General features: G+C 72.5%; 26 protein-coding genes and 1 pseudogene. 13 read left to right on the top strand and 14 right to left on the bottom strand.

Going from position 1 to position 24,136, the window contains the following annotated elements; translation table 11 throughout:
- The first annotated feature begins 145 nt into the window (after positions 1 to 145).
- Together C1J01_RS11685 and C1J01_RS11680 are read left to right on the top strand one after the other, a co-directional pair.
- Positions 146 to 1,849: a tetratricopeptide repeat protein gene (locus C1J01_RS11685; RefSeq protein WP_111178955.1), complete on the top strand. Its 1,704-nt coding sequence runs from the start codon at positions 146 to 148 to the stop codon at positions 1,847 to 1,849.
- A 16-nt stretch (positions 1,850 to 1,865) separates the two neighbouring features.
- Positions 1,866 to 2,318, top strand: coding sequence for a hypothetical protein (locus C1J01_RS11680; RefSeq protein ID WP_146615564.1), 453 nt, complete (start codon positions 1,866 to 1,868; stop codon positions 2,316 to 2,318).
- Between the two features lie 32 nt (positions 2,319 to 2,350).
- On the opposite strand, the gene C1J01_RS11675 is transcribed toward C1J01_RS11680, so the two are convergent.
- Positions 2,351 to 3,286 carry a zinc-binding dehydrogenase gene (locus C1J01_RS11675; RefSeq protein ID WP_111178953.1) on the bottom strand — a complete coding sequence of 312 codons (936 nt, stop codon included), beginning with the start codon at positions 3,284 to 3,286 and terminating at the stop codon, positions 2,351 to 2,353.
- Between the two features lie 76 nt (positions 3,287 to 3,362).
- Between C1J01_RS11675 and C1J01_RS11670 the strand changes: the two genes are divergently transcribed.
- From C1J01_RS11670 to C1J01_RS11660, 3 genes are all read left to right on the top strand, one after another.
- On the top strand, positions 3,363 to 3,989 hold the full coding sequence (locus C1J01_RS11670; protein WP_220039859.1) for a TetR/AcrR family transcriptional regulator: 627 nt from the start codon (positions 3,363 to 3,365) through the stop codon (positions 3,987 to 3,989).
- 17 nt (positions 3,990 to 4,006) lie between these two features.
- Entirely contained in the window at positions 4,007 to 4,777 is a 771-nt protein-coding gene (locus tag C1J01_RS11665; protein ID WP_146615563.1) for a hypothetical protein, read from the top strand.
- A gap of 315 nt (positions 4,778 to 5,092) precedes the next feature.
- Complete coding sequence (locus C1J01_RS11660; RefSeq protein WP_111178981.1) at positions 5,093 to 5,839, top strand: MBL fold metallo-hydrolase; 747 nt, start codon at positions 5,093 to 5,095, stop codon at positions 5,837 to 5,839.
- Here C1J01_RS11660 and C1J01_RS11655 read toward each other — a convergent pair.
- Positions 5,820 to 6,509 (bottom strand): YbgA family protein, encoded by a 690-nt coding sequence (locus C1J01_RS11655; RefSeq protein ID WP_235854385.1) that lies wholly within the window; start codon positions 6,507 to 6,509, stop codon positions 5,820 to 5,822. The genes C1J01_RS11660 and C1J01_RS11655 overlap by 20 nt on opposite strands.
- A gap of 98 nt (positions 6,510 to 6,607) precedes the next feature.
- On the opposite strand from C1J01_RS11655, the gene C1J01_RS11650 reads away from it, so the two are divergent.
- A complete protein-coding gene (locus tag C1J01_RS11650) occupies positions 6,608 to 7,567 on the top strand; it encodes an SDR family NAD(P)-dependent oxidoreductase (RefSeq protein ID WP_111178950.1) in 960 nt (319 codons plus the stop codon).
- A gap of 92 nt (positions 7,568 to 7,659) precedes the next feature.
- Here the strand turns inward: C1J01_RS11650 and C1J01_RS11645 are convergent, their stop codons facing one another.
- Positions 7,660 to 8,292, bottom strand: coding sequence for a DUF47 domain-containing protein (locus C1J01_RS11645; RefSeq protein ID WP_111178949.1), 633 nt, complete (start codon positions 8,290 to 8,292; stop codon positions 7,660 to 7,662).
- A 72-nt stretch (positions 8,293 to 8,364) separates the two neighbouring features.
- Positions 8,365 to 9,315, bottom strand: coding sequence for an inorganic phosphate transporter (locus C1J01_RS11640; RefSeq protein ID WP_111178980.1), 951 nt, complete (start codon positions 9,313 to 9,315; stop codon positions 8,365 to 8,367).
- Between the two features lie 271 nt (positions 9,316 to 9,586).
- Here C1J01_RS11640 and purU point away from each other — a divergent pair, with 271 nt between their 5' ends.
- On the top strand, positions 9,587 to 10,441 hold the full coding sequence (gene purU, locus C1J01_RS11635) for a formyltetrahydrofolate deformylase (protein ID WP_111178948.1): 855 nt from the start codon (positions 9,587 to 9,589) through the stop codon (positions 10,439 to 10,441).
- Here purU and C1J01_RS11630 read toward each other — a convergent pair.
- The 4 genes from C1J01_RS11630 to C1J01_RS11615 are packed head-to-tail and all read right to left on the bottom strand — an operon-like array spanning position 10,438 to position 14,111.
- Positions 10,438 to 10,857, bottom strand: a complete 420-nt coding sequence (locus tag C1J01_RS11630) for a DUF6461 domain-containing protein (protein ID WP_111178947.1) — start codon at positions 10,855 to 10,857, stop codon at positions 10,438 to 10,440. The two genes, purU and C1J01_RS11630, sit on opposite strands and share 4 nt — an antisense overlap.
- 44 nt (positions 10,858 to 10,901) lie before the next feature.
- Positions 10,902 to 11,249, bottom strand: coding sequence for a VOC family protein (locus C1J01_RS11625; RefSeq protein WP_111178946.1), 348 nt, complete (start codon positions 11,247 to 11,249; stop codon positions 10,902 to 10,904).
- Positions 11,250 to 11,253: 4 nt separating this feature from the next.
- The gene (locus C1J01_RS11620) at positions 11,254 to 12,045 is read right to left on the bottom strand and encodes a helix-turn-helix domain-containing protein (RefSeq protein WP_111178945.1); all 792 of its coding nucleotides are present in this window, start codon (positions 12,043 to 12,045) and stop codon (positions 11,254 to 11,256) included.
- A gap of 8 nt (positions 12,046 to 12,053) precedes the next feature.
- Positions 12,054 to 14,111 carry a prolyl oligopeptidase family serine peptidase gene (locus C1J01_RS11615; RefSeq protein WP_111178944.1) on the bottom strand — a complete coding sequence of 686 codons (2,058 nt, stop codon included), beginning with the start codon at positions 14,109 to 14,111 and terminating at the stop codon, positions 12,054 to 12,056.
- Between the two features lie 283 nt (positions 14,112 to 14,394).
- Between C1J01_RS11615 and C1J01_RS11610 the strand changes: the two genes are divergently transcribed.
- The 3 genes from C1J01_RS11610 to C1J01_RS11600 are packed head-to-tail and all read left to right on the top strand — an operon-like array spanning position 14,395 to position 15,970.
- The gene (locus C1J01_RS11610; protein WP_111178979.1) at positions 14,395 to 14,901 is read left to right on the top strand and encodes an HNH endonuclease; all 507 of its coding nucleotides are present in this window, start codon (positions 14,395 to 14,397) and stop codon (positions 14,899 to 14,901) included.
- Positions 14,902 to 14,946: 45 nt separating this feature from the next.
- Positions 14,947 to 15,747, top strand: coding sequence for a GNAT family N-acetyltransferase (locus C1J01_RS11605; RefSeq protein WP_111178943.1), 801 nt, complete (start codon positions 14,947 to 14,949; stop codon positions 15,745 to 15,747).
- Positions 15,748 to 15,766: 19 nt separating this feature from the next.
- Positions 15,767 to 15,970, top strand: coding sequence for an FmdB family zinc ribbon protein (locus C1J01_RS11600; protein WP_111178942.1), 204 nt, complete (start codon positions 15,767 to 15,769; stop codon positions 15,968 to 15,970).
- Positions 15,971 to 16,104: 134 nt separating this feature from the next.
- Here the strand turns inward: C1J01_RS11600 and C1J01_RS52030 are convergent.
- The 4 genes and pseudogenes from C1J01_RS52030 to C1J01_RS11580 all read right to left on the bottom strand — a co-directional run.
- Positions 16,105 to 16,623: pseudogene (locus C1J01_RS52030) on the bottom strand (serine hydrolase); the annotation flags it as partial.
- 361 nt (positions 16,624 to 16,984) lie between these two features.
- Positions 16,985 to 17,485 (bottom strand): helix-turn-helix transcriptional regulator, encoded by a 501-nt coding sequence (locus C1J01_RS11590; protein WP_181448700.1) that lies wholly within the window; start codon positions 17,483 to 17,485, stop codon positions 16,985 to 16,987.
- 105 nt (positions 17,486 to 17,590) lie between these two features.
- Positions 17,591 to 19,429 carry a dihydroxy-acid dehydratase gene (gene ilvD, locus C1J01_RS11585; protein ID WP_111178939.1) on the bottom strand — a complete coding sequence of 613 codons (1,839 nt, stop codon included), beginning with the start codon at positions 19,427 to 19,429 and terminating at the stop codon, positions 17,591 to 17,593.
- A gap of 221 nt (positions 19,430 to 19,650) precedes the next feature.
- Positions 19,651 to 20,463 carry a thioesterase family protein gene (locus C1J01_RS11580; RefSeq protein ID WP_111178938.1) on the bottom strand — a complete coding sequence of 271 codons (813 nt, stop codon included), beginning with the start codon at positions 20,461 to 20,463 and terminating at the stop codon, positions 19,651 to 19,653.
- A 74-nt stretch (positions 20,464 to 20,537) separates the two neighbouring features.
- Between C1J01_RS11580 and C1J01_RS11575 the strand changes: the two genes are divergently transcribed.
- Positions 20,538 to 21,224 carry a TetR/AcrR family transcriptional regulator gene (locus C1J01_RS11575; RefSeq protein ID WP_235854387.1) on the top strand — a complete coding sequence of 229 codons (687 nt, stop codon included), beginning with the start codon at positions 20,538 to 20,540 and terminating at the stop codon, positions 21,222 to 21,224.
- Here C1J01_RS11575 and C1J01_RS11570 read toward each other — a convergent pair.
- Complete coding sequence (locus C1J01_RS11570) at positions 21,209 to 22,036, bottom strand: nuclease-related domain-containing protein (protein WP_111178936.1); 828 nt, start codon at positions 22,034 to 22,036, stop codon at positions 21,209 to 21,211. The two genes, C1J01_RS11575 and C1J01_RS11570, sit on opposite strands and share 16 nt — an antisense overlap.
- Positions 22,037 to 22,264: 228 nt before the next feature.
- Between C1J01_RS11570 and C1J01_RS11565 the strand changes: the two genes are divergently transcribed.
- A complete protein-coding gene (locus C1J01_RS11565; protein WP_111178935.1) occupies positions 22,265 to 22,555 on the top strand; it encodes a hypothetical protein in 291 nt (96 codons plus the stop codon).
- 3 nt (positions 22,556 to 22,558) lie between these two features.
- The gene (locus C1J01_RS11560) at positions 22,559 to 22,921 is read left to right on the top strand and encodes a DUF5130 family protein (protein WP_111178934.1); all 363 of its coding nucleotides are present in this window, start codon (positions 22,559 to 22,561) and stop codon (positions 22,919 to 22,921) included.
- Positions 22,922 to 22,988: 67 nt separating this feature from the next.
- Here the strand turns inward: C1J01_RS11560 and C1J01_RS11555 are convergent, their stop codons facing one another.
- Positions 22,989 to 23,939, bottom strand: a complete 951-nt coding sequence (locus C1J01_RS11555) for a hypothetical protein (RefSeq protein WP_111178933.1) — start codon at positions 23,937 to 23,939, stop codon at positions 22,989 to 22,991.
- Positions 23,940 to 24,136: the final 197 nt, after the last annotated feature.

Here is a 24,136-nt window from a genome sequence, read left to right as displayed (position 1 = left end):
TTAGTCGCTATAAATCTTGATATTCGGCGGGGTGACCCAATAATGGGGAAATATCGAGAGTGGAGGGGAACGTCATGAAGCGCATCGTCGTCCGCAAACCCGGAACCGCGAGGCTCGCCGGCGCAGCCAGCGTCATTCACAAGGGGTGACCGGGTTCCATCTCACGGTCCCGGGCGAACCGCCCGACGCGCCGGAGGCCGCGCGGCTGCTGGTCCCGTTGATCGACGGGCATCGCGGGCCGCGCGGCCCCTACACCGTCGCCGCCGCCCTCCTGAGTCATCTGGTGCCACGGGCCTTGGAACGCTCCGCCGAGCTGGTGGCGGCCCACGACATCGAGATCAGGGCGGCGGCGCCGGAGCTGGCGGCGATCGTGCCCGTCAGGCGGAGCACGATCGAGGCCGGGCTGCCGGAGGACGAGCGCATTCTCGTGCCGGCGCCCCGCCGTACGCTCCGGCTGGCCAACGGGCTGGCGGAGTTCGTCCGCGACGCGGTGCCGCCCGGGTCGGCGATCGCCGTGTGCAACGGCGCGCAGGCCGACCCGACGGACACCGAGCTGCTCGAGGTCATGATGCGGCGCGTCCCGCCCGCGACGCTCGCGATCACCGTGTACGCCGGCGGCCCCGAGCCGCCGCCCGACACCCGCGACGCCGACGCGTTGTGGGCGCTCGTCGACCGGTGCGTACGCGAAGGCTTCCTGCACGCCGCCGCCGAGCTGGGGGAGCGCGGCATGGCGCGCACGGAGCCCGGCGGCCCGCGCTGGTGGCGCTTCGCGCAGCGTACGGCGACGGCGCTCGGCGGGCTCGGCCGCACCGAGGAGGCGTGGGCCGTCTGGGACCTCGTCCGGGTGAGCAGTCAGGACCCGGCGATGCACGCCGCCGCCGCGTACGGGACGGCCATGCTCGACGCCCGCCACCCCGACCCGGCCCGCCGCGACCTGATCAGGGCGAGGGGCTGGGTCAACGAGGCGATCGCGATCTCCGATCTGCTGCCCGACCCGGCCGAGCGGGCGTTCAAGCTCGGCTTCGACCGCAACGGCCTGGCGCTGATCGAGCTGCGCCAGGGCCGGCTCGACGCCGCGCTGGCGCTGGTCGAGTCGGCCATCGAGCTGGCGGGCGAGCTGGGGGAGCGGCATCCGCTGCACCGGATGGTGCTGCTGGCCAACCGGGCGCAGCTGCTGGCCGCGCTCGGGCGCGCCAAGGAGGCGCTGGACGAGTACTCGGCGGCCGTCGCCCTCGACCCCGGCTTCCCCGACCACGTCCTGGAGCGCGGCAACCTGCTGTTCCGGCTGGGGCGCCACGACGAGGCGCTGGCCGACTTCGAACGCGCCATGCGGGCCGGGCCGCCGCTGCCGGAGGCGTACTACAACCGGGCGGAGGTCCGTACGGTGCGGGGGGACGACGAGGGCGCCTTGGCCGACCTGGCGTACGTCATCGAGCTGGACCCCGGCTACCTGGACGCCTACGTCAACCGCGCCGGGCTGTTGGCCGCCGCCGGGCGTGACGACGAGGCCCGCGCCGACGCCGAGACCGGCCTGCGGCTGTCGCCCGGGAACCCGTACCTGCTCACGGTGCTGGGGCAGCTGGAGACGGAGGCGGGGCGGTTCGAGGCGGCCAGGGCGGCGCTGGACGAAGCCGTGCGGCGCGACCCCGGGCTGGCCGCCGCCTGGGGCAACCGGGGCGTGCTGCGGTACGCCGTCGGTGACCTGGAGGGCGCGGTCGACGACCTGTCACAGGCCGTGGAGCTGCAACCCCATGCCGACCTGTACGCCAACCGGGCCGTCGCCCTGCGCTCCCTGGGGCGCGTCGCGCAGGCCGAGGCGGACGAGCGGCGGGCGGCGCAGATGTCCTGATGGGACCATTGACTGCATGAGGGGGCGATTGGGGCGGGCCGCCGTGGTGTGCGCCGCTCTCGGGGTGTGGTGGTGGGCCACCGTACGGCTGGCCTGGGCCGGCGTCGGCTGCGCGGACTGGGGCTGTCTCCTGCCGGCCGTGGGGCTGCTGGTCCTGCTGAGCGCGGGCGCGGTGGCCGGGTCGGCCTTCGCGCTGGAACGCGTGGGCGTCCGCCCCGGCCGGCGCGTCGCCCTGACGGCCGCCGGGACCCTGGTGGTCCTCCGCCTCGCCGCCGAGTCGCTCCCGTCATCGACGTCGACCCTGGCCGACGCGGCCGCGTACGGCGTCGCCTGCGCCTTCGCCGGCGTTCTGGCCGCGTTCATGACGGAACCGAGCGTGGCCCGGGGCTGGCGCGTCGCCGCCCTCGCGGCGATACTCGCCCTTCTCCCCGCCGCCCTGGCCCTCTCCATCGCCCGCTTCGGCCTCTGACCTTTGCGGGGGCGTACCTCCGTTCGCTGTGTTCAGGGTCGGGTGGGGATCAGGAGGGACTTGCCGGTGATGGTGCGGGCTTCGATGGCGGCGTGGGCCTCGGCCGCCGACTCCAGGGGGTACACGGCGCCGATGACGGGGCGCAGCCGGTCGGCGGCGGCCAGGTCCAGGGCCGCCTCCGACAGGTCGCGCAGGCTTCCGGGCGGCCAGGTCACGGCGGTCACCCGAGGCTCGGGCACGGTCATCGGGCCGCCCGCCATGCCGTACGCGGAGAACCTTCCGCCGTCCTTGAGCAGGGTCTGCGCCGCCGCGCCGATCTCGCCGCCGACCCCGTCGAAGACCAGGTCGAGCCCGCCGGTCGCGGCGCGTACGACGTCGGTCCAGCCCGGGTCGGTGTAGTCGACGGTCAGCTCGGCGCCGAGGCTCGCGGCCAGGTCGCGCTTGGCCGGGCTGCTCGCCGCGCCGACCACCCGCGCCCCGGCGTCGCGGGCGAGCTGGACGAGCAGGCTTCCCACGCCGCCCCCGGCCGCCTCCACCAGCACCCACTCGCCCGGTGCGGGCGCCGCCGCCCGCGTCAGCCCCACCGCGGTACGCCCGTCCGCCAGCAGGGCCACCGCGGCCTCGGACGACAGCTCGCCGGGCACCGCGATGACGTCGCCGGCCGCGGCCACCGCGCGCTCGGCGTACCCGCCCAGGCCGCCGAGCGTGGTGACCACCCGTGTGCCCACGAGCGCGGGGTCCACGCCGTCGCCGGCCGCCGACACCGTACCGGCCACGCCGTTGCCCAGGACGGCGGGCAGCTCGACCCGCCGCGGCCCCCGGTCGGCCCGCACCTGCGTCTCCACGAACGTGATGCCGGCCACCTCCACCTCCACGAGCACCTGCCCGGCGCCGGGAACGGGATCGGGCACCTCCTCCACGACGAGCGCCTCCGGGCCGCCGTACCGTCTCAGGACCACCGCGCGCATGCGACACCTTCCGAATCGGAGCGAATTGCTCCGTTCACCTTATCGGAGCGTTTCGCTCCGCACTATCCTGGACCGCATGGGCACACGCGGCAGGCAGGCCGAGGCGAAACGCAACGATCTGCGCCTGTTGGCCGCGGCGCACGAGGTGTTCACCAGACAGGGGTTCGACGCGCCGGTGTCCGCCATCGCCAGGCAGGCCGGTGTCGGCATGGGCAGCCTCTACCGCCGCTACCGCACCAAGGAGCAGCTGCTCCAGCGCCTGTGCGTGATCGCCATGGAGCGTACGGTCGAGGCCGCCGAGACCGGGCTCGCGCACGCCGACCCGTGGGAGGGCCTCGCGCTCTACGTGCGCACGTGCGTGGCCAACCGGTCGGGCGCGCTGGCGCCGGTCGCGGGCACCATCGAGGTGACCGACGAGATGTGGCGCACCGCCCGCGAAGCGGACGAGGCGGCCGAGCGGCTGGTCACCCGGGCCCATGAGGCGGGCGTGCTCAGGCGCGACGTGACGATGCTCGACATCTCGCTGCTCATGGAGCAGTTCAGCCGCCCCGCCCCCGGCCCGCCGAGCCCGGAGCACGACCACGTCAGGCACCGACTGCTCGCCATCGCGCTCGACGGGTTGCGCGCGCCGGGTGCGACCGCGCTGCCGGGCGAGCCGCCCACCCTGGAGTGGTACGAATCGCGCTGGGGCGACGCTCCGTAGCCACTACGGTGGTGGCCGTGGGCTTCAACGAGTTGATCGACAAGCTTGATCACAGTGCCAGCGTCCAGGCGGCGGGCATTAGGCGCGGCTACGGCGGGCCACCCGCCCGTGAGGTGAGCTTCACCGCGGGCCTGACCCGTATGCGCTGCGCCTCCCTGCTCAAGCCGCTGTACGCGTGGGTGAGCGCGGCCCGCGTGCCCGACGCGCGGTGGCGCGAGCTGGCCGAGCCCGCCGTCGTCGTCTCCTCCAACGCCGACACGATCGGCCTGTGGCTCGGCGTCGGTCCCCGCGTCATCCTCGACGACCTGCGCGAACGCACCGGTGTGCGGTGGGGGTTGCCCAACGGCGACCCCTCCAGGTTCGGCTCCGTCGAGGTCACGGCCGCCGAGGTGGCCGCGGCGTACGCGGTGTTCGCCCAGAGCGCCGCCGCGGGCGATGCGGCGGCCGGCGAGGTGCTCGGGTGGATGCGGCAGGTGAGCGAGACGCAGGCGTTCGGCGCCCGCGAGGCGACCCGCTCGCCGGAGGCCGCCGTCAAGTGCGGCTGGTACGGCGCCCCCGACGAGACCACCCTCCGTACGCACGCGGTGGCCCTCCTGCCGCGCACCGGCACCAAGGTCACCGTCATCGTCGCCCTGACCGCCCTGCCGTACACGGACGCCCGCGACCGCGAGACATACCGCACCAAGGTCACCCAAGGCCACGCGGTGGAAGACATACACGAAAACCTCGCCGGCGACCTCCTCCGCAACCTCATCTCCACCACCCACACCGAACTGGGCCACCCCTAACCCCCGGCTGCGCTCACAGAGGGCTCAACCACTGGATCCGGCCTATCTGCTCGTCCACGCCCCCACTCACACCAGTCCTCAGCCCCGGCGCACCCCCACTGGACCTCAGCCCACACGGTCGGGGCACACCCTCGGGACCTCGGACCATGGGCCGGGCACCCTCTCCTGGGCCTCAGCGCACGTGGTCGGGCACACCTCGGCTGGACGTCAACCCGCGTGGCTGGTTGGGTTGCGGGCTGGGGCTGGTGATCTCAGGTGGGCCGAGGTCGGTGTGCGTGGGGTCCGCTGGTGTGAGGGTGAAGGGTGGCGATCGGCGTGAGGGTTACGGTGCTGGGCGGGTGTGGGGCTTGGCCGGCGGCGGGGGAGGCGTGCAGCGGGTACCTCGTCGAAGAGGACGGATTTCGGGTGCTGCTCGACATCGGGTACGCGACTTTGCCCAGGCTGCTGCAGCATGTGGCGGCTGCTGACGTGGACGCGGTGCTGGTCACCCACGGTCATCCCGATCACTGCGCCGATCTCAACCCGTTGCTGCGCGCTCGTGTGCTGGGCGACTCACCGGTGGCGCCGTTGCCGGTTCACGCACCGCCTGGGGCGCTGGACGCGGTTCTCGCTCTGGACGGGCCGCGCATGCTGGCCGGTGGGTTCGTCGCGCACGACCTGATGCCCGGCGTGCCGTGCGAGATCGGCCCGTTCCGTCTCGACGTGTTCGATCTGCCGCACCACGTGCCCGACGCGGGGCTCCGGCTGACCGGCGGGAGCGGCCGGGTGCTCGCGTACACCGGCGACACCGGCCCCTCGCCCGACCTCCTCTCCCTGGCCAGGGACGCCGACCTGTACCTGGCCGAGGCGACCTACCCGGAGCAGGTGCCCGAGGAGGACGCCCCGTACCTGTCCACCGCCAGCGACGCCGGCCGTACGGCGGCGTCGGCGGGCGCCGCGCGGCTCGTGCTCACCCACTTGTGGCCCGACACCCCGCCGGAGCCCGCCCTGGCGGCGGCAGCGGCGTCCTACGACGGCGAGCTGTCGGTCGCCGCGCCGGGCGTCACTGTCGACCTGGGCTGAGGGTGCCGTGCCGGACGTCACCGTCGGCCGGGCTGAGGTCGCCGCGCAGCCCGTCCGGGAAGGGCGCGAAGTACGTCTGATCGCGTACGTACCCACCGGACTCGTCGGCGGCGTGCCGGTGCAGCAGGGCCGCGGCCTCGCTCAGCGGGACGCGGCCCGCCTGGTAGGCGTCGATGGCCCGCAGCACCTCCGCCCGGCGCTCGGGGTCGAGCCCGAGCATGCCGAGGCAGTGCTGCAACACGTTGACGTTCCTGCCGACGGTGACGGGAGCGGCGAGCGCGCGCCGGAACACCGCCGCGTACTCCGCCGCCACCTCGCCGCGCGGCCGCGTGCCGGCGGCGGCCACCATGCGACCGGCCTCACGGTAGAGCCGAGGGTCGTGGGCGAGCAGCTGCATCTTGTGCCGCGCGTGGAAGGCGACCAGATCGCGCGGTCGCCAGTCGCCCTCCAGCAGCGTACGCAGCCGGGCGTGCGCGAAGACCCGTTCCAGGAAAGCCTCCCGAGCCGCCGGGTCACGCACGTCCTCCTCGCGCAGGCACCCGTCGGCCGCCGCGCCGGAGACCCAGTCCACGTACGGGCTGAGGGCGTCGATGAGGTCGCCGCCCTCGTCGAGCAGGCCGGCGCGGACTGCCAGGCGAGGGCGTCCACTCGTCCCGTGATGGGCGGTCACACCGCTCATTGCAGCGCGGCGGAACGGCCCCGGGCAACCAAACCCAGGGAGATCCCGGCGGTTGACCTGGAGTGAACTCCACTGCGTACGGTGATGCCATGAGCACGCCACAGCACAAGATCGGGTCGGGGTTCGGCGCCAGGAGCACGGCGGACGACGTGCTCGACGGGGTCGACCTGTCGGGGAAACTGGCGATCGTCACCGGCGGCTACTCGGGCCTCGGGCTGGCGACCACCCGCGCGCTCGCCCGAGCCGGCGCCCACGTCGTCGTGCCCGCCCGTCGCGTCGGCCCCGCCGAGCAGGCGGTGGAGGGCATCGACGGGGTCGAGGTGGACGAGCTCGACCTCGCCGACCTCGGCAGCGTACGCGCCTTCGCCGAGCGCTTCCTCGCCACCGGGCGCAGCGCCGAGATCGTCATCAACAGCGCGGGCGTCATGGCCTGCCCGGAGACGCGGGTGGGGCCGGGCTGGGAGGCGCAGTTCGCCACCAACCACCTCGGCCACTACGCCCTGGTCAACCTGCTCTGGCCGGCCATCGCCCGCGGCCGGGGCCGGGTGGTGTCCGTGTCGTCCGCAGGGCACCGCCGTTCGGGCATCCGCTGGGACGACGTGCACTTCGAGCACGGCTACGACAAGTGGGTCGCGTACGGCCAGTCGAAGACGGCGAACGTGCTGTTCGCCGTGCACCTCGACCGGCTCGCCCGCGACCAGGGGGTACGTGCGTTCGCGCTGCACCCGGGCGGCATCCTCACGCCGCTCCAGCGCCACCTCGCCAAGGAGGAGATGGTGGCGGCGGGCTGGATCGACGAGGACGGCAACCAGGTCGAGCCCAGCTTCAAGACGCCCGAGCAGGGCGCGGCCACCCAGGTGTGGGCGGCCACGTCACCGCAGCTCGCGGGCATGGGCGGCGTCTACTGCGAGGACTGCGACATCGCCGAGGTCACGCCCGCGAGCGCGCGGTCCGGCGTGCGCGACCACGCCGTGGACCCCGACCAGGCCGCCCGCCTGTGGGCGCTGTCGGCCGACCTCACCGGCATCAACGCCTTCAACAGCCACTGAGCCATCCACTGAGGCGCCCGCCGGGTGACCCGCCTACTGGCTCACCCGTGAGCCGCCTGCTGATCACCCGCCGGGCCCGCCGTTCCCGACGGTTACCGTTTCATCGCGCCGTCGGCGATGGCGTCGGCGGCCTCGCCGATGGCCACGCCGACGATCTCCAGCCGGCGGACCAGCTCCCGCTCCTTCATCGTGTCCGCCGTGATCTCCCCGGAGTAGATCCGCGAGATCTCGTACTGGTACATCTTCCGGATCACCCCGCCCACCTTCTTCGCCTCCAGGGCGTTCAGGATGACCACGGACGGACGCGAGGAGAGGTCGCGCACGGCGCCCTCCAGGGCCTCGATGCCCGCGATGACCTGGTCCAGCATGGGAGAGAAACGGATCTGGTCGGGCACCCGGTAGAGATGCGACTCGCGGACGAAGTCGCGCAGCGAGTCGAGCACGTCGTCGATCGAGCGCGAGAGCCGGAAGAGATCCTCCCGGTCGATGGGGGTGACGAGGGCGTTCTTCAGCTCTTCGACGAGGCGGCCGCGTTCCTCGTCGCCGAGGTGCTCGATCGAGCGCATCTGCTCGTGCGCGCCCGTCCTGCCGACCTCGCCGCCGATCATGGCCATGGCCAGCCATGCGCCTTCCTTGGTGGCCTGCAACTGTCCGAGCAGCGCCTCGGTGAGCGCGCTGTCCATGCGACCGCTCATCAGGTCGCGGATACGCCGCAATCTCTTCATCGCCCTCCCGCTTCCGAGGAGCGCGTCTCGTGGAGACATGCCACTCCTTCCATGGCGCTCACGCGCCCCTTCTCACGCCACTTCCAGGCTCGCGAAACCCTTCACCAGCAGGGCGAGGCACCACCCCAGCAGCCCGCTCGCGGGCAACGTCAGCAGCCAGGCCGCGGCGATCTTGGTGGCGGCGTACCAGCGGACCCGGCCGCCGCCGTGGGAGACGCCCGCCCCGATGAGGCCGCCCGCGACGGCCTGAGTCATGCTCACCGGCATCCCGGCGGCGGCGCACGCCATCACCGCCGCCCCGGCGCCGATCTCGGCCGCCACGCCGTGCGGGGGCCTGGAGACGATGATCTCCCGGCTCAGGGTCCGGCCCGCCTTGGGCAACCCGTACATGGTGCCGAGCCCGAACAGCACCGCCACCAGCACCGTGTACTCCACCGGCGCCCCGGAGAACCCGAGCGCCACCATGAACACGGCCAGCATCTTCTGCCCGTCGTTGGCCGCGTACGCGAGGGTCTGCAGCAGGAAACCCGCCGAGTGCCAATGTCGCAGCGCCGAGGCCCGCGCCGAGGCCACCAGCACCCGGATCATGGCCCAGCCCAGCATCCCGCCCACGATCGGCGCCGCCACCCCGAACGCCAGCACCAGCGCCACCGAACCCCACGAGACCGGCAGCCCCCAGCCCAGCCCGGCGCCCGTCAGACCGCCCACGACGGCCAGGGTGAGGCTGGTCGGCCGGCCCAGCGCGCTGAGCAGCATCACCACGGCCAGCGAGGCGACCACCGCGATGGCCATCGCGATCCGCCCGCCCGGATCCTCGAACGAGGCCAGCCTGGTCACGAACGTCAGCGCCACCTGGTGCGTGAAGAGCGGGATGACCGCGACGAGCACGACGAGGGTGAGGATCCCGGTCGCCGGGCGCACCGTGGGCAGCTTGAGGCCGGTCGCGAGCAGGGCGCCACCGTCGTTCATCCCGGACACGACGGCGAACAGGCCGGCGATCAAGGCCAGTACGACGACGTCCAACGGCACGCGCTCCATCCCGCCCCACCCACCTGGGGCGGGACATGCTCCACTCTCCTACGACCTCGGAAGGCTCACACATGCCCAGAAAGGCGGCAGTAGTTCCCCGTCCCGCCACTCCCGAATTCCGGTGTTTTGCTCGGTAATGTCAGATAACTACCCGAGATTGGGCGAAAGACCCGCAGACCTGAAGCGCTCACCGCGAGGCCGTCACCGCGGGTACCCTCGATCGAGGCCAGGAGCCGCCACCGTCTATGCCCGCGAGAGTGAAGTCATGACCAGCCCCGCCGAATACATCCTGACGCTGTCCTGCCCCGACCGCCCCGGTGTGGTGGCCGCCGTCTCGGGCCTGCTGGCGGGCCGCGGCTGCAACATCATCGAGAGCCAGCAGTTCGGCGACCGGGTGGCCGAGCGGTTCTTCATGCGGGTGCAGTTCGCCGGGCCGCCCGGAGAGGACGAGCTCAACGCCGCCTTCGCCGCGCTCGCGCCCGACTTCGGCATGGAGTTCACCCTGCGCGACGTGGCCAGGAAGCCGCGGGTGCTGATCATGGTGAGCAGGTTCGACCACTGCCTGAACGACCTGCTCTACCGGGTGCGCTCCAAGGCCCTCGACATCGAGATCGCCGCCGTCGTCTCCAACCACCCCGATCTGCGGCCGCTCACGCAGTCGTACGGCATCGACTACCACCACCTGCCGGTCACCCCGGAGACCAAGGCCCGGCAGGAGGCCGAGGTGCTGGCGCTGGTCGAGCACTACCAGGTCGACCTCGTCGTGCTGGCCCGCTACATGCAGGTGTTGTCGGAGAACCTGTGCGCCAAGCTGGCGGGGCGGGCCATCAACATCCACCACTCGTTCCTGCCGTCGTTCAAGGGCGCCAAGCCGTACCACCAGGCCTACAACCGCGGCGTGAAGCTCATCGGCGCCACGGCCCACTACGTGACCTCCGACCTCGACGAGGGGCCGATCATCGAGCAGGAGGTGGCCCGGGTCAACCACAGCCACTCGCCGGAGGACCTGGTGGCGATCGGCCGTGACGTGGAGTCGCTGGTGCTGGCCCGCGCGGTCAAGTGGCACGCCGAGCAGCGCGTCCTCCTCGACGGCCACAAGACCGTCGTCTTCCCGCGCTAGCCGCGCCCCTCGGCGACGGCGCCGACGAGGAACGGGCCCGCGAGGAGATCGCGGGACATCGGCACGCCGGTGATCAGGGCCGCCAGCGCGAACGTCCGCGCGATCCCGTGGTCGTCGATCGTGCCGAACCACCCCCACAACTCCACGGCCACACTCCATTCGCCGGCCGCCACCACCCCGGCGTAGCCGCCACCGGCTCCGCCGTCGGTCTCCTCGACGAACTCGTGGACCGCCTCCTCCAGCTCGTCGAAGCCCATCTCCCGCCCCGGCGGGCCCTCGGGGTCGAAGCGCCGCAGCACCTCGGCGGGATCGACCCCGCGCAGGAAGGAGACGCAGTAGATCACGTCGAGCGGGTTGGCCGGGCTGCCTTCGGGGGTCTCCAGCCAGCGGTAGGGGGCGAGGGGATCCGTCGTCATGCCACCGGATCCTCGCAGCCCCCCACCGACAGAACGGCCCGGCGTCACGGGCGGTACGTGCCGAAGAACCACAGGTTGCCCTGCGGATCCTCGCAGGCGTACTCGCGGGAGCCGTACGGCTGGTCCACGAGCTCCATGGTGACCACCGCGCCGGCGGCCTTCGCGCGGTCGTGGTGCGCGTCGACGTCGTCGACCGCGATGTAGATCCCCGGCCCGCCCGGCTCCCCCCGGCCGAGCATGACGATGTCGTCGCCGACGAGCAGCTCGGCGTGGTGGACGGCGCCGGAGTCGTCCTCGGAGACCTCCCGCACGCGGAACCCGAACGCGGCGGTCAGGAAGTCGACGGCGGCCTGGCAGTCGTGATATCGAGCGAGTGCGTAAACGGTGCGCATGACCTCAGGATGCCGAGGCGGCGCCCGCGGGTCTTGGACGAATCTGACCTGGCGTCGTGTCGCCCAGGGCGCGGAACTCCCGGTTCATGTGCGCCTGGTCGTAGAAGCCGCACGCCGCGGCCACCTCGGCGAGGGGCGCGCCCGACCGCAGCAGCCGCCGCGCCCGCGCGAACCTGATCACCCGCGCCGCCGTCTTCGGCGGCAGCCCCACATGGTCGTGGAAACGGGCGACGAGATGGCGGTGGCTCCAGCCGAGCTCCTCGGCCAGCGACGACACGCTCACCCGCCCGCCCGACTCCAGCAGCCGCGCCCACGCCCACGGCACCTCGGGCCGCAGCGGGGGACCGGCCGCGATGCGCTCACGCAGCAGCCGGTCGGTCAGCGCCAGCCGCTCCCGCCACGACGACGTGCCGGCCAGCCGCTCGACGACCAGGCCGGCCCACGGCCCGAGCAGGTCGCCGACCGGCACGACGAGGTTGGTCAGGTGGCGCATCGGGACGCCGTACAGCCTCCTGGCCCCGAACGGCGTGAGCACCGCCTCCACGCCCTCGATCGGCCCGGCCGTGCGCGTGACGGTGAACCGGTCGCCGAGCCCGCCGGTGAACGCCGTGACCCGCCGCCCGCCGGCCTCCATCGGCGCGCCGAACGCCAGCACGAGCACCGCCCCCGGCTCGGCCGCCTCCGACCGCGTCACCGGCGCGGCGTAGTGCTCGCGGAACGCGCACAGCCGCGTGACGTACGGCCGGAGGCCGGCGCTGGGGGCGGCCTCCACCATGACCGGCCCCAGGTCGCTCATGGTCTCGACTACAGGCCGGTGTGCCGGGCCAGGAACGTGAGCGTGTCGGCCGACAGGTCCACCGTGCGGCTCACCGCCCGCGCGCCGTGGCCGACCTCGGCCTCGTTGCGCAGCAGCACCGGCCGGTCCGCCGTCGAAGCGTGCTGCAGCGCCGCGCACATCTTCCACGCGTGCAGCGGATGCACCCGCGTGTCGGACTGGAACGTGGTGAACAACGTCGCCGGGTAGGCCACCGCCTCCTGGACGTGGTGGTACGGCGAGTACGACAGCAGCCAGCGGAACTGCTCGGGGTCGTCGGCCGAGCCGTACTCGACGTTCCAGGTGGCGCCGAGGCCGAACTTCTCGTACCGGATCATGTCGAGCAGCGGCGCGGAGCAGACCACGGCGGCGTACAGCTCGGGGCGCTGCGTCAGCGCGGCGCCCACCAGCAGGCCGCCGTTGGAGCCCCCGGAGATGCCGAGCTGCTGCGGCGTGGTGACGCCGGTGGCGATGAGGTGCTCGGCGGCCGCGTGGAAGTCGTCGAACACGTTCTGCTTGTTGCCGAGCATGCCGGCGCGGTGCCAGTCTTCGCCCTCCTCGCCGCCGCCGCGCAGGTTGGCGATCGCGTAGACGCCGCCCGCCTCCACCCAGGCCAGGATCGACGCGGAGTAGCCGGGCGTCATGGACAGGCCGAAGCCGCCGTAGCCGTACAGGATCGTCGGGCGCGGGCCGCTCGCCTCGCCGGCCGGCGAGATGATCAGCATGCGGACGTCGGTGCCGTCATGCGACTGGTAGACGACCTGCTCGGTGCGGACCTGCGGCACCTCGACCGCGCCGGGGGAGGCCGCCCAGAGCGTGGTCTCGCCCGTGCGGGCGTCGTAGCGCTGGATCGTGGGCGGGGTGGTGTTGTCGGTGTAGCCGAACCACGCCTCGTGACCGCCCTCCGGCCGCTCGGCGATGCCGCCGATCGTGCCGAGACCCGGCGTCGGCACCTCGCCGACGCGCTCGCCGGTCTCCAGGTCGTGAACGGTGATCTCGCTGATCGCGTGGCGGGTCCAGCCCACCAGCATGACCGGGCGCTCCAGGTCGTCGAGAATCGCGAAGTCGGACAGCACCGCCTCCGGGTCCTGCGGGATCAGGTCGCGCCACGTCTCGAAGCCCGGCGTCGCCGGGTCGGTGACGCACACCCGCCCACGCGGCGCGTCACGGTCGGTGTGGACGTAGAGCCGGCCGTCGCGGCCGAACATCAGCCCGGTCTGCGCGTCCACGCCCTCCTGGACGACCTTCAGCTCGGGACGGTCGATCGGCGAGGCGGTCAGGTCGGCGACCCACAGGTCGTTGCGCGGCGCGGTGCCCTCGCTGGCCGACACCTGCAGCCAGCGGCCGTCGCGCGAGACCGAGACGCCGTAGTAGTTGGTCATCTTCAGGCCCTCGCCGAAGATCATCACGTCGTCCTCGGTGGAGGTGCCGACGCGGTGCAGGTAGACGCGGCGGTGGAACTGCGTCTCGTTCTCCGGCACCTCGGTGCTCGGCAGCCTGCGGACGTAGTAGAACGCCTCACCGCCCGGCATCCAGGCGATCGGGGAGTAGCGGCAGCGGTCGATCGGCCCCTCGACCCGCGCGCCGGTGGCGACGTCCATCACGTAGAGGACCGACTCCTCGTCGCCGCCCACCGAGATCTGGTACGCCAGCAGGCGCCCCTCCTTGTCGGGCTGGACGGCGTCGAGCGTGGTCACGCCGGACGGGTCGATCGCCATGGGGTCGATCAGCGGCCGCTCGGTGCCGTCGGGCTCGACCACGTAGTAGACGGCGTGCTCCTGGTCAGGCGTGCGCCGGGAGAAGAAGTAGCGGCCGCCGCGCCAGGCCGGGACGCCCACCGAGCCCGACCTCAGCAACTCGGCGATGCGGCTCTTGAACCGCTGCGGCCCCCGCTCCCTGGCGTACAACTCGGCCTGCGCGAGCAGCCACCCCTTGGTCTCGGGGCTGTCGGAATCCTCGAGCCACCGGTACGGGTCGGGGACGGGCGTGTCGTGCAGGATGTCGATGATGTTTTCGCGGCGTGCGCTCGGGTACGGCTCTCGCGTCATGCAGGGAACCCTATGCCAACGGCGATGCGTAAAGCGCTGGTAGAGGGGGCATAAAACGTACCGTGCGTCCCTCTGGTCATCCCGGGTCCGAAATTTTTGGGGTGGCGGGGACCACGGTGCAAACGCCAGACTTGGTGACAGGACGGTGCCGTGGTGACCATCCGCTGGACCGTCCGGCGGAGGTCCACGTGACGGAAGCACGAGTGCCCCAGGAGGGGCCGACAGTCGGGACATGCCGCGGCATGTCCCCTTTGATACCCGCGCGGCAGGGAGAGGCCCGATGATGCGCCAAGTCCTGCTGCTCAACGCCACCTACGAGCCGCTCACCACCCTCTCGCTCCACCGGGCCATCGTGCTCGTGCTGCGGGAGAAGGCCGATGTCGTCCACCGCGACGGCCGGGGCGCGGTGCTGCGCTCCGCGAGCCGCACGCTCGACGTGCCCTCGGTGATCAGGCTCCGCAGATACGTCCGCATCCCCTACCGATCCCGCATCCCGCTGACCAGGGCCGCCCTCATGCGGCGCGACGACTACCGCTGCGCCTACTGCGGGCAGAAGGCGGAGACCATCGACCACGTCATCCCGAGGTCCCGGGGTGGCACCCACACGTGGGAGAACTGCGTCGCCTCCTGCGTGAGCTGCAACCACAGGAAGGCCGACAAGTACCTCGAGGAGCTGGGGTGGACGCTGCGCGTCAGCCCCGCGGTGCCACGGGGCGCCCACTGGCGGCTCATCGGCGCCTCGCTCATCGGCGACCCGCAGTGGGCGCCCTACCTCGAGGCGGCCGCCTGAAACGGCATTGAGCGGGAGGTCCGCCGCCTGACAGCATGAGCAGGCATGTGGACCTTCACCTCGGACGTCGAGGAATACGCGGCGGTCGCCGAGCCCTTTCTGCTCGGCGACCCCGTGCGTCACACGGTCGCGCTCACCGTCCTGGCCGACCTGCGGGCCGGCCTGCCCGTGAAGCATCCCCTGTTCGGCTGGTGGACGTCCGGCGGTGAGATCCGCGGGGCGGTCTTCCGTACGCCGCCGCATCCGGCGGGGCTCTTCGCCGTGCCGGTCGAGGCGGTGGCCCCGCTCCTCGCGGCGCTGGAAGGCGGGGTGTCCCAGGTCGTCGGCCCCGTGGAGGTGATCTCCGAGGTGGTACGCCTGCTCGGGGAGCCGTCGAGAGCCGTCTCCGAGCGGCTCTACCGGCTGGTTGACCTCACCGTCCCCGACGTGCCGGGGCGGGGGCGGCTCGCCGTGCCCGGCGATTTCCCGCTGCTGGTGAGCTGGTACCACGCCTTCGGAGCGGAGGTGGGGATGGGCGAGGCCGACGTGGCCGAGCGGGTGGCACGGCGGCTGTCCGGCCGCGAGCTGTTCGTGTGGGAGGACGAAGGGGCGCCGGTCTCGCTCGCCGCCCTCTCCCCGGCGTGCGGCGGGGTCTGCCGCATCGGGCCCGTCTACACGCCGCCCTCGCGCCGCAGGCGCGGCTACGGCGCGGCCGTCACCGCGTACGCCAGCCGGATCGGCCTCGACGAACGCTGCGACCAGGTCGTGCTCTTCACCGACCTGGCCAACCCGACGAGCAACTCCGTCTACCGGTCCATCGGCTACCGCCCGATCTCCGACTACGCCCACCTGACCTATGCAGAGTGATGCCGTTACCCTTGGTGCCATGCCGCGTTACGACTTTCGCTGCCGCGCCTGCGGTTCGACTTTCGAGGTGTCCCGTCCCATGTCGGCCTCCGACGATCCGGCGAGCTGCCCGGAGGGTCACGACGACACGGTGAAGCTGCTGTCCACCGTCTCCATGACGGGCGGTGCCGCCGCGCCCCGCCCCGGCGGGGGCTGCTGCGGCGGCGGGTGCTGCGCGTCCTGACCCGCCGGGGGTGTAGGGCCGGGGCGCGGGTACGCCCACGTCTCACGGAAGGCCCGGCTGCCGACCAGCCGCCGGGCCACCGCCAGCCGTACGCCCTCGTCGACGATCTCCTCCTCGGCCAGCGCCCGCACGGCCAGCCGGGCGAGGCGTTCGACGGTGTCGACGCCGGTCGGCATGTCGGGGCTGCGCTCCGACAACACCGCGACCAGCAGCTCGTGCCCGCGCACGTCGAGGCGCCCCACGCTGTTGACCGTCCACAGGCCGTCGTGCAGCTCGGTGGGCAGCCAGCCGTTCTTCAGCGCCACCTCACCCGTCCGTGCGACGGTGCCGACGCCCCACGCCTGTGACGGCGCCACCGACGACATGAGCTCCAGGGCGTAGCGCCGGGCACGGGCGGAGAGCGGGCCGTACGGGTCGGTGAGCCGCTCCAGCACCAGGACCTGGTCCGACGGCCGGCTGCGCGTCCACCCCGACAGGAAGCCGGGGCCTGGCCGCGTGTGGTGCGCGCCGATCCGGTCGAGTGTCCGCGCCAGGCCCCATCGCCCGCCCACGGTCACGTACAGCAGGCGCGCGCAGGTGTTGTCGCTGTGGCGGATCATGCACGAGACGAGCCGGCGCTCGAGCTCGCTCAGCCGCTCGCCGCCCTTGGCCATCAGGAACGCCAGCAGGATGTCCACCTTCGCCACGCTGGCCAGCACGAACGGCGCCCGCTCGTGGAAGGCGTACCGGATCCCGGTCGTGCGGTCGTGGACGGCCAGCGCCGCCCGCCCCGGACGGTCGCGCAGGTAACGGCCGAGCGCCCGGTCGAGGGCCCGCCGCTCGGCCGCCGGCAGCGCGGAGACCTGCCGCGGCGCCTCGGGCGCCGCCGGGGCCGCCCGCGCGGCGCAGCCCGGCAACACGGCCAGCAGGACGGCGAACAGCGTGAACTCCCGAACGCGCATGTGCGGGAGCCTGCCATCCGCCGTCCCAACGGCCGGGGGAGGGCCCGGTCAAAGCCCGGTTAGTTCTGCGGGCTCACGCGGCCGCGGTCGTGCGCCGCTTACGCCGCTGGAACGGCAGGAACCGGTCGGCCAGATGCGGACGGGACGGCGTGAGCGTCGGCTCGACCGCGATGATCCGGTCGAAGCGGAACGCCCTGATCGCCCGGCGCATCCGGCACACGCCCACGAGATACCAGTATTCGCGGTGGACCAGGCAGGTCACCGGCTCGACGTCGCGCACGGTGATCGTGCCCGAGGCGTCGCGGTAGTGGAGGCGGATCATGAGACGGCTGGTGATGGCGTCGGCGATGAGCCGCGCCCGGGAGGCGACGTCGGCGGGCAGCGGCTCGGTGAGGGTCGTGAGCGTGGTGGCGATGACGTCGTCGTCGAGCTCCAGGTGCTCGAGCGCGTGCTGCAGGCCGCGCCTGGCGGTGACGGCCTGGGGGCCCGCTCCGAGGTGAGCGAGGGAGAGGGCGAGGGCGGCGATCTCGGCGGTCGTCAGCGGGCGGGAATCGTGCTTCACGACTGTCGTCATACCCCAAGAATAGGGATCCCGACCGACATTTTTCGAAAACCTGTGCGGGGTCACAGGGACCCGTACGGCAGGCGAGAACCCAGTCGCCTGCCGTACGGGTGCGAATCAGCGGGACAGCTGGGACAGGTCCCGGGAGGCGCCCGTCGAGGCCGAGGTCGTCATCGCCGCGTACGCCTGCAGGGCCACGCTCACCTTCCGGTCGCGATCACGCGGACGGTAGCCGCCCAGCTCGGCGAGGAGCCGCTCACGCCGAGCGGCCAGCTCGGCCTCGGGCACCCGCAGCTCCATCGAGCGGCCGGGGATGTCGATGTCGATGATGTCGCCGTCCTCGACCAGCGCGATCGCGCCGCCCTCGGCCGCCTCGGGAGAGGCGTGGCCGATCGACAGCCCGGAGGTGCCGCCGGAGAAGCGGCCGTCGGTGACTAGGGCGCACACCTTGCCGAGGCCCTTGCCCTTGAGGAAGGAGGTCGGGTAGAGCATCTCCTGCATGCCGGGGCCGCCCTTGGGGCCCTCGTAGCGGATGACCACCACGTCGCCCTCCTTGACGCGCCCGCCGAGGATGCCCTCGACCGCCTGCTCCTGCGACTCGAACACCACCGCGGGCCCGCTGAACGTCCAGATCGACTCGTCGACGCCGGCCGTCTTCACCACCGCGCCGTCGCGCGAGATGTTGCCGTACAGGACGGCCAGGCCGCCGTCGGCGCTGTAGGCGTGCCCGATGTCGCGGATGCAGCCCGCCTCACGGTCGAGGTCGAGGTCGTCCCAGCGGTTGTCCTGCGAGTAGGGCTTGACCGTGCGGACGTTGCCGGGCGCCGCGTGCCACAGCTCCACGGCCTCGGGCCGCACCGACGGCGAGCGGACGTCCCACTCGGCCAGCAGGTCGGCGAGGGTGCCGCCGTTGACCGTGGACACCTCGCGGTGCAGCAGCCCCGCGCGGTCGAGCTCGCCCAGGATGGCCGGGATGCCGCCGGCGCGGTGGACGTCCTCGACGTGGTACTTGTTGGTCGCCGGGGCCACCTTGCACAGGCAGGCCACGCGCTGCGAGATCTCGTTGATCTCCTTGAGCCCGAAGTCGACGCGGGCCTCGCGGGCGGCGGCCAGGATGTGCAGGATCGTGTTGGTCGAGCCGCCCATCGCCACGTCGAGCGCCATCGCGTTCTCGAACGCCTCGCGGGTGGCGATCGAGCGCGGCAGCACCGACTCGTCGTCGTCCTCGTAGTAGCGGCGGGTGATCTCGACGAGCCGGCGGCCGGCGTCCTCGAACAGCTTCTTGCGCGCCTTGTGCGTGGCCAGGATCGTGCCGTTGCCGGGCAGCGCCAGGCCGATGGCCTCGGCGAGGCAGTTCATCGAGTTGGCGGTGAACATGCCGGAGCAGGAGCCGCAGGTCGGGCAGGCGCTCTCCTCCATCTCCAGCAGCTCGGCGTCGGAGACGGAGTCGTCGGCGGAGGCGATCATCGGGTCGATGAGGTCGAGCTTCCTGCCGGGCGTCTTGCCGGCCTCCATGGGGCCGCCCGAGACGAAGATCGTCGGGATGTTCAGCCGGAACGCCGCCAGCAGCATGCCGGGCGTGATCTTGTCGCAGTTGGACACGCAGATCAGCGCGTCGGCGCAGTGGGCCTCCACCATGTACTCGACCGCGTCGGCGATCAGCTCGCGGGACGGCAGGGAGTAGAGCATGCCGCCGTGGCCCATCGCGATGCCGTCGTCGACCGCGATCGTGTTGAACTCGCGGGGGATCGCCCCCGCCTCCCTGATCGCCGCCGAGACAACGTCGCCGACCTCGCGCAGATGCACGTGACCCGGCACGAACTGGGTGAAGCTGTTGGCCACCGCGATGATGGGCTTGCCGAAGTCGCTCCCGGCTACGCCGGTCGCCCGGAGCAGGGCCCGGGCACCGGCCATGTTCCTGCCGTGGGTGACTGTACGTGACCTGAGGGCGGGCATTCGCATCTCCCATCGTTGGCGAGTCTTCACATGGTACGACCACTGCCCGGCAACTGAGACGCGTGTCCACGCATCGGACGGTCGTCGCCGGAACGCGTGCCGGAACTCGTGGGTGGGAGATTCCGATGAGCCACGGGACAGCCATGTCGACGGTTTCGCCCGGGCCGGCACGTTCCCTCACACGATAGACCGCCCGAGGGAGCGCACCGGCCAGGGCCGGGTTACCGCCCGGCGGGCAGCCGCACGCCGGTGAGATGGGTGGCCTGGCCCACCAGGTGGTCGTTGGCGTCCCACACGCTGACCGACTGGTCCATGCGCTCGCCGCCGACGTCCGTGGCCGACAGCCGGACCCGGACCGGCCCGGGGGCGGGCAGCCTGCGCAGATACGCCGACAGCGAGATCGTCAGGAACCACCCCGTCAGCCCCAGCTCCGACGCGATGGGCGGCCCGGGGTCGAGCGTCACCAGCAGGCTCACCGGGTCCCAGTCGGAGCCGTCGCCCAGCCGCTGCCAGGACGCGATCACGCCGTTCCCGGCCGGCTCGCCGAAGGCGAACCCCAGGTGGCCCGGATGGACGTGCTCCTCCAGCACGCCCATCAGCGGCACCCGGACGCCGAGGCCCGGAGGCTCGACGGGAACCCGGAAACACTCCTGCTCGGGCGGGATGTCGACCGGCTCGTGCGCCGACCACCAGGGGCCGGAGTCGTCCAGCACGCCCAGCGTGACGTGCGCCTCGACGCACGTACGGCCCTCCTGCGTCAGCGACGCCCTGGTCTGGGTCACGCTCCTGCCGATCCGCAGGGTCTCGACCCGCACCACCGCCTCGCCCGGTTCGGGCGGCCCGATGAAGGAGCCGGTGACCGCCGTGACATGCGGATGATCGGCTCCCGCGCTCTCGCGCGCGGCTCCGGCCAGCACGGCCAGCAGGTAACCGCCGTGCAGCCGGGTCCCGATGCTCCAGTCCGCGTCGAGCGTGACGCCGAAGGCGCCGTCCCCCCGGGTGGTCAGTGCGGTTGCTTCTTGAAAAGTCCCCATATTTAGCAATCCCTTCCACCAAGGCGCTCAGGTTGACACCGTTAACCTGACGGTGTCAACCTTCATGCGTGACCATGAGACGCGTACGCGCCAGACGAGGAGAGGGAGCGCAGCTCCGCGAGGAGCTCCTGAGCGCGGCCGAGGAGCTGCTGGCCGAGGCCGGCACGGAGGAGGCCCTGACGCTGCGCGCCGTCGCCGCCCGGGCGGGCGTGTCCACCCCCGCCGTCTACCTCCACTTCGCCGACAAGGAGGCCCTGGTCGAGGCGGTCTGCATGCGCGTGTGGGGAGAGCTGGGCCGGCTGTTCCGCGACAACCTCGGCGGCGACCCGTGGCCGGCCATGGGCAGGTGCGCCCGCGCGTACATCCGGTTCGCCCTCGACCATCCGGTGCAGTACCGCGTGCTGATGATGCGCCCGTCAGCCTCGCCGGGAGTGCCGCCCGCCGCTGCTGAGGCGTTCGGGCACATGGTGGACGCCGTGTCGGCCTGCATGGAGACCGGCGTGGTGGAGGGCGACCCCGCGGAGGTCGCGCTCGGCCTGTGGTCGGCCCTGCACGGCTGCGCGTCGTTGATGATCGCGCAGCCGTCGTTCCCCTGGCCCGACCGTGAGGCGCTGATCGACCGCGTCGTGCGCGTGGCCGGATTCGGTACGGCGCTCTACTCCCGGCTGCCGCGCGACCTGCCGCCGAGCGAGGAGCTGGCCGCCCGCTTCGACGCCCTCGGCGCGGAGCTGGCGGCCGGAGAGGGTCAGTCCTCGCCGTAGCGGGCGGGCAGCACCTGGGCGGCGATGTCGTAGAGCCGGTCGATCTCGGCGTCGGTCAGCGCCCGCTCCCGCTTGGTGATCCACCTGCGCGCACGGTCGCCCTGGTAGACGTCCACACCGCGGATGGTCATGATCTTCCATGGCACGGGGGGGCCGTAGATGGCCAGCGAGGGCACCACCGTGACCTCGCGGCCGAACGCCTTGGTGATCAGCTCGCCGGCCTGGGTCGCCTCCCACCTGGCCTCGGTCAGGCGCTCCTTCTTGTCGAAGGGGCCGTGGAAGAGTTTCTTGCCCATCTGCACGCGTACGGGCAGGCGGCGGTCCCACTTCTCCGAGTCGACCGCGTACACGCCCGTCGGGCCCACCACGAGGTGGTCGATCTGGGCCTCGCTGCCCGGGATCGCCCTGGCGTGCAGGGTGCGGTAGCCGTTGCGCTCGAGCTTGCGCAGCTGGCCCTCGGTGCGGCGTTCCGCCACGGACGTGCGCCGCCAGGCCGGCACGGAGGAGTTGGTGCGGGCCCGGTAGACCGCCTCGGCGATGGCCGCGATCACGCCGGCGGTCACGCCGATGCGCCAGTCGGCCACGAGGAACCCCACCACGACGCCGACGCCGAGCGCCAGGATCGCGCGGTTGCGCAGCCGGCGGAAGCGCGGCTGGCGCAGCAGGGTCCCCACGGACGCGCGCTCCACCGGCGCGTACGTGGAGGTGGGCGCCGAGGGCTTCGCGGTGGCGGTCTGCTCGCTCTCAGGCCGGTCGCTCACCCAGATCGGTGACGCGTTGTGACCGTCTTCTCGCTGGTTGTCGGAGTCCACGTAACTCACCGTAGCTCGGAGATCGAAATGATTCCTAGTGTTGCCGCGTCCATAGTTTTATGGCCCGGCTCATCGTGTTCCACCCGGGATTTCGGGGTATGTCTTAGGTTCATCTTCTCTAGAGATGCCCTGCGACACCTAGGATCCTAACCTGCTGGAGGGCGTCCCGATCATGTACGGCACGACGTGGGTCTGGTCCGCTCACCTTGCGCGGTTTACGGTCGAGTCGTGAACAGCGCGACGGAGATTCTGCTCGCTCTCATCGGGATGTCCATGGGGCTGTTCGTGCTGATCAGCCTGCTGGTCATGGTGCCGGGCCGCGGCACACCGCGCCACGTCGACTCCGGCCCCGTCTGGCTGGGCGGGCCCGGCCGCAGCGAGCGCGGGGTCAGCACGTCCGACCCGGTGCTGACCGACCGGGTGCCGCGCTGGGCGGACAGGCCCGGCAACGACTGGGTGGCCGCCGCCGAGACCGCCGAGCCGGGCGGCCGCACCGGCGGCGCCTCGGCGGGATGGTGAGCCATGAGGCCGCTCACCGCGCCCCAGGCCGACGACGTCAGGCAGGCGTTGCTGACCGCCGAGCGGCGCAGCGGGCTGCGGTTCGGGCTGTTCCTCGGTAAGCCGGAGGACGGCCGGCGCCACTTCGCCGAGCGCCTGCACGCCGCCCTGGACGAGGAGGCCGACGACGCCGTGGTGGTGCTGGTCGACCTCGACGGCCGCGGCGTGGAGATCGTCACAGGGCAGAACGCGCGGCGCAGGCTCTCCGACGGCGCCTGCCGGATGGTGGCGATGTCGATGGCCACCGCGTTCGGCGCGGGAGACCTGGTGGGCGGGCTCCTGTACGGTATCGCCGCCCTCGGCGAGCAGGCCACCGCCCGCCGGTAGATCACCCGCGTTCAAGCGGGCCGCCGCCCGCCGGTAGCCACCCGCGTAGGTCACCGTCCGCCGGTGGTCACCCGCGTCCGAGCAGGGCGGTGATGTGCTCGCTGACGTCGCGCAGCAGGGTCGCCGGCTGGATGTCGGCGGCCGCGATCGCCGAGAACAACGACGGCAGCCCCGGCAGCGGGAACCCGTCGTCCTTCAGCGCCGCCGTGCCGACCGAGTTCTTGTCGAGGACCGCCCGGCTGCGCTCCCAGGCGTCCAGCACCTCCTCCGGCGACGGCACCCCGAACCCGTGCCCCACCGGCGCGGCGTGACGCAGCCGGACGAGCGGCGTCTCGGCGAAGGCCAGCGCCGTGCGGGCCCGCGCCTGCAGGTCGGCGCGGACCTCCGGCTCGATCCAGTCCATGGCCGTGCACGGGTTGCGGCACGCGGCCACGCACACGCCCAGCGCCCCCGCCACCTGGCTGTGCTGCCGGTCGAAGTACGCCCGCCACCCCTCGGCCGGCTCGGCCGCCACCCGCAACGTCCTGTTGGTGGCCGACTGCTCCGACTTCGTGTGGTCGCACTCCCGGTCGCCGATCACGCCGAACCTGCTCCCCGGCGCGCTCAGCCCCTCCGGCCAGCGGGCCGGGTCTCCGGCGTGGCCGAGATGCGCCTCGAACGCCACCAGCGGCAGGTACTCGCCGGCGATGTGGACCGCGGCGATCATGGGGCTCAGCTCGCGTCGGTGCCACCGTACGGCGATGACCTCCAGCAGCAGCCCGTAGGCGGGGCGCAGTGACTCCAGTGCCCCGCGCGGCTGCTCGCGCGGCGTCTGCGGCATGTGGCAGGCCCGCGCCCGCCGCCGCAGGCCGGCGGGCACGCCCCGGGCCTCGGCGGCGAAGTCCTCGGCATCGAGCGAGAGCAGCCGGTGCCCGAACTCGCAGACCTCGGCCACCTCCGAGTCGGACGTCAGCGCACCGAGGTCGGAGAAGGCATATCTACCGGCAAGGGCTACGAGAAGGTCACGAGTCGAGTCCACTCGACGACTTTCTCATGATCTGCGTGCGATCACGGACATCCCGCCCTGGTGTCAGTTGCAGGGCGAACGGACGCACTGCAACTCGCCCGGCGGGCGGCTCAGGGTCGGCTCGGCCGTCGGCTCCTCGGGCCCCGGCGGCGTGGTGGGGGGCTGGGACGGCTCCTGCGACGGCTCCTGCGACGGCTCCGGCTGGGAGG

It is taken from the genome of Nonomuraea aridisoli (genome assembly GCF_003236395.1).
Lineage (GTDB): Bacteria > Actinomycetota > Actinomycetes > Streptosporangiales > Streptosporangiaceae > Nonomuraea > Nonomuraea aridisoli.
Note: the sequence above shows the minus strand (reverse complement) of the source record. Positions and strands in the feature narration are given on the sequence as shown.

Coding starts and splice junctions, on each gene's coding strand:
- ilvD (WP_111178939.1), bottom strand. CDS start 19,429: ATGCCCGCCCTCAGGTCACGTACAGTCACCCACGGCAGGAACATGGCC.
- C1J01_RS11650 (WP_111178950.1), top strand. CDS start 6,608: ATGAGCACGCCACAGCACAAGATCGGGTCGGGGTTCGGCGCCAGGAGC.
- purU (WP_111178948.1), top strand. CDS start 9,587: ATGACCAGCCCCGCCGAATACATCCTGACGCTGTCCTGCCCCGACCGC.
- C1J01_RS11560 (WP_111178934.1), top strand. CDS start 22,559: ATGAGGCCGCTCACCGCGCCCCAGGCCGACGACGTCAGGCAGGCGTTG.
- C1J01_RS11610 (WP_111178979.1), top strand. CDS start 14,395: ATGCGCCAAGTCCTGCTGCTCAACGCCACCTACGAGCCGCTCACCACC.
- C1J01_RS11680 (WP_146615564.1), top strand. CDS start 1,866: ATGAGGGGGCGATTGGGGCGGGCCGCCGTGGTGTGCGCCGCTCTCGGG.
- C1J01_RS11645 (WP_111178949.1), bottom strand. CDS start 8,292: ATGAAGAGATTGCGGCGTATCCGCGACCTGATGAGCGGTCGCATGGAC.
- C1J01_RS11600 (WP_111178942.1), top strand. CDS start 15,767: ATGCCGCGTTACGACTTTCGCTGCCGCGCCTGCGGTTCGACTTTCGAG.
- C1J01_RS11590 (WP_181448700.1), bottom strand. CDS start 17,485: ATGACGACAGTCGTGAAGCACGATTCCCGCCCGCTGACGACCGCCGAG.
- C1J01_RS11675 (WP_111178953.1), bottom strand. CDS start 3,286: ATGCGCGCGGTGGTCCTGAGACGGTACGGCGGCCCGGAGGCGCTCGTC.
- C1J01_RS11580 (WP_111178938.1), bottom strand. CDS start 20,463: ATGGGGACTTTTCAAGAAGCAACCGCACTGACCACCCGGGGGGACGGC.
- C1J01_RS11605 (WP_111178943.1), top strand. CDS start 14,947: ATGTGGACCTTCACCTCGGACGTCGAGGAATACGCGGCGGTCGCCGAG.
- C1J01_RS11620 (WP_111178945.1), bottom strand. CDS start 12,045: ATGAGCGACCTGGGGCCGGTCATGGTGGAGGCCGCCCCCAGCGCCGGC.
- C1J01_RS11630 (WP_111178947.1), bottom strand. CDS start 10,857: ATGACGACGGATCCCCTCGCCCCCTACCGCTGGCTGGAGACCCCCGAA.
- C1J01_RS11625 (WP_111178946.1), bottom strand. CDS start 11,249: ATGCGCACCGTTTACGCACTCGCTCGATATCACGACTGCCAGGCCGCC.
- C1J01_RS11615 (WP_111178944.1), bottom strand. CDS start 14,111: ATGACGCGAGAGCCGTACCCGAGCGCACGCCGCGAAAACATCATCGAC.
- C1J01_RS11670 (WP_220039859.1), top strand. CDS start 3,363: ATGGGCACACGCGGCAGGCAGGCCGAGGCGAAACGCAACGATCTGCGC.
- C1J01_RS11575 (WP_235854387.1), top strand. CDS start 20,538: ATGAGACGCGTACGCGCCAGACGAGGAGAGGGAGCGCAGCTCCGCGAG.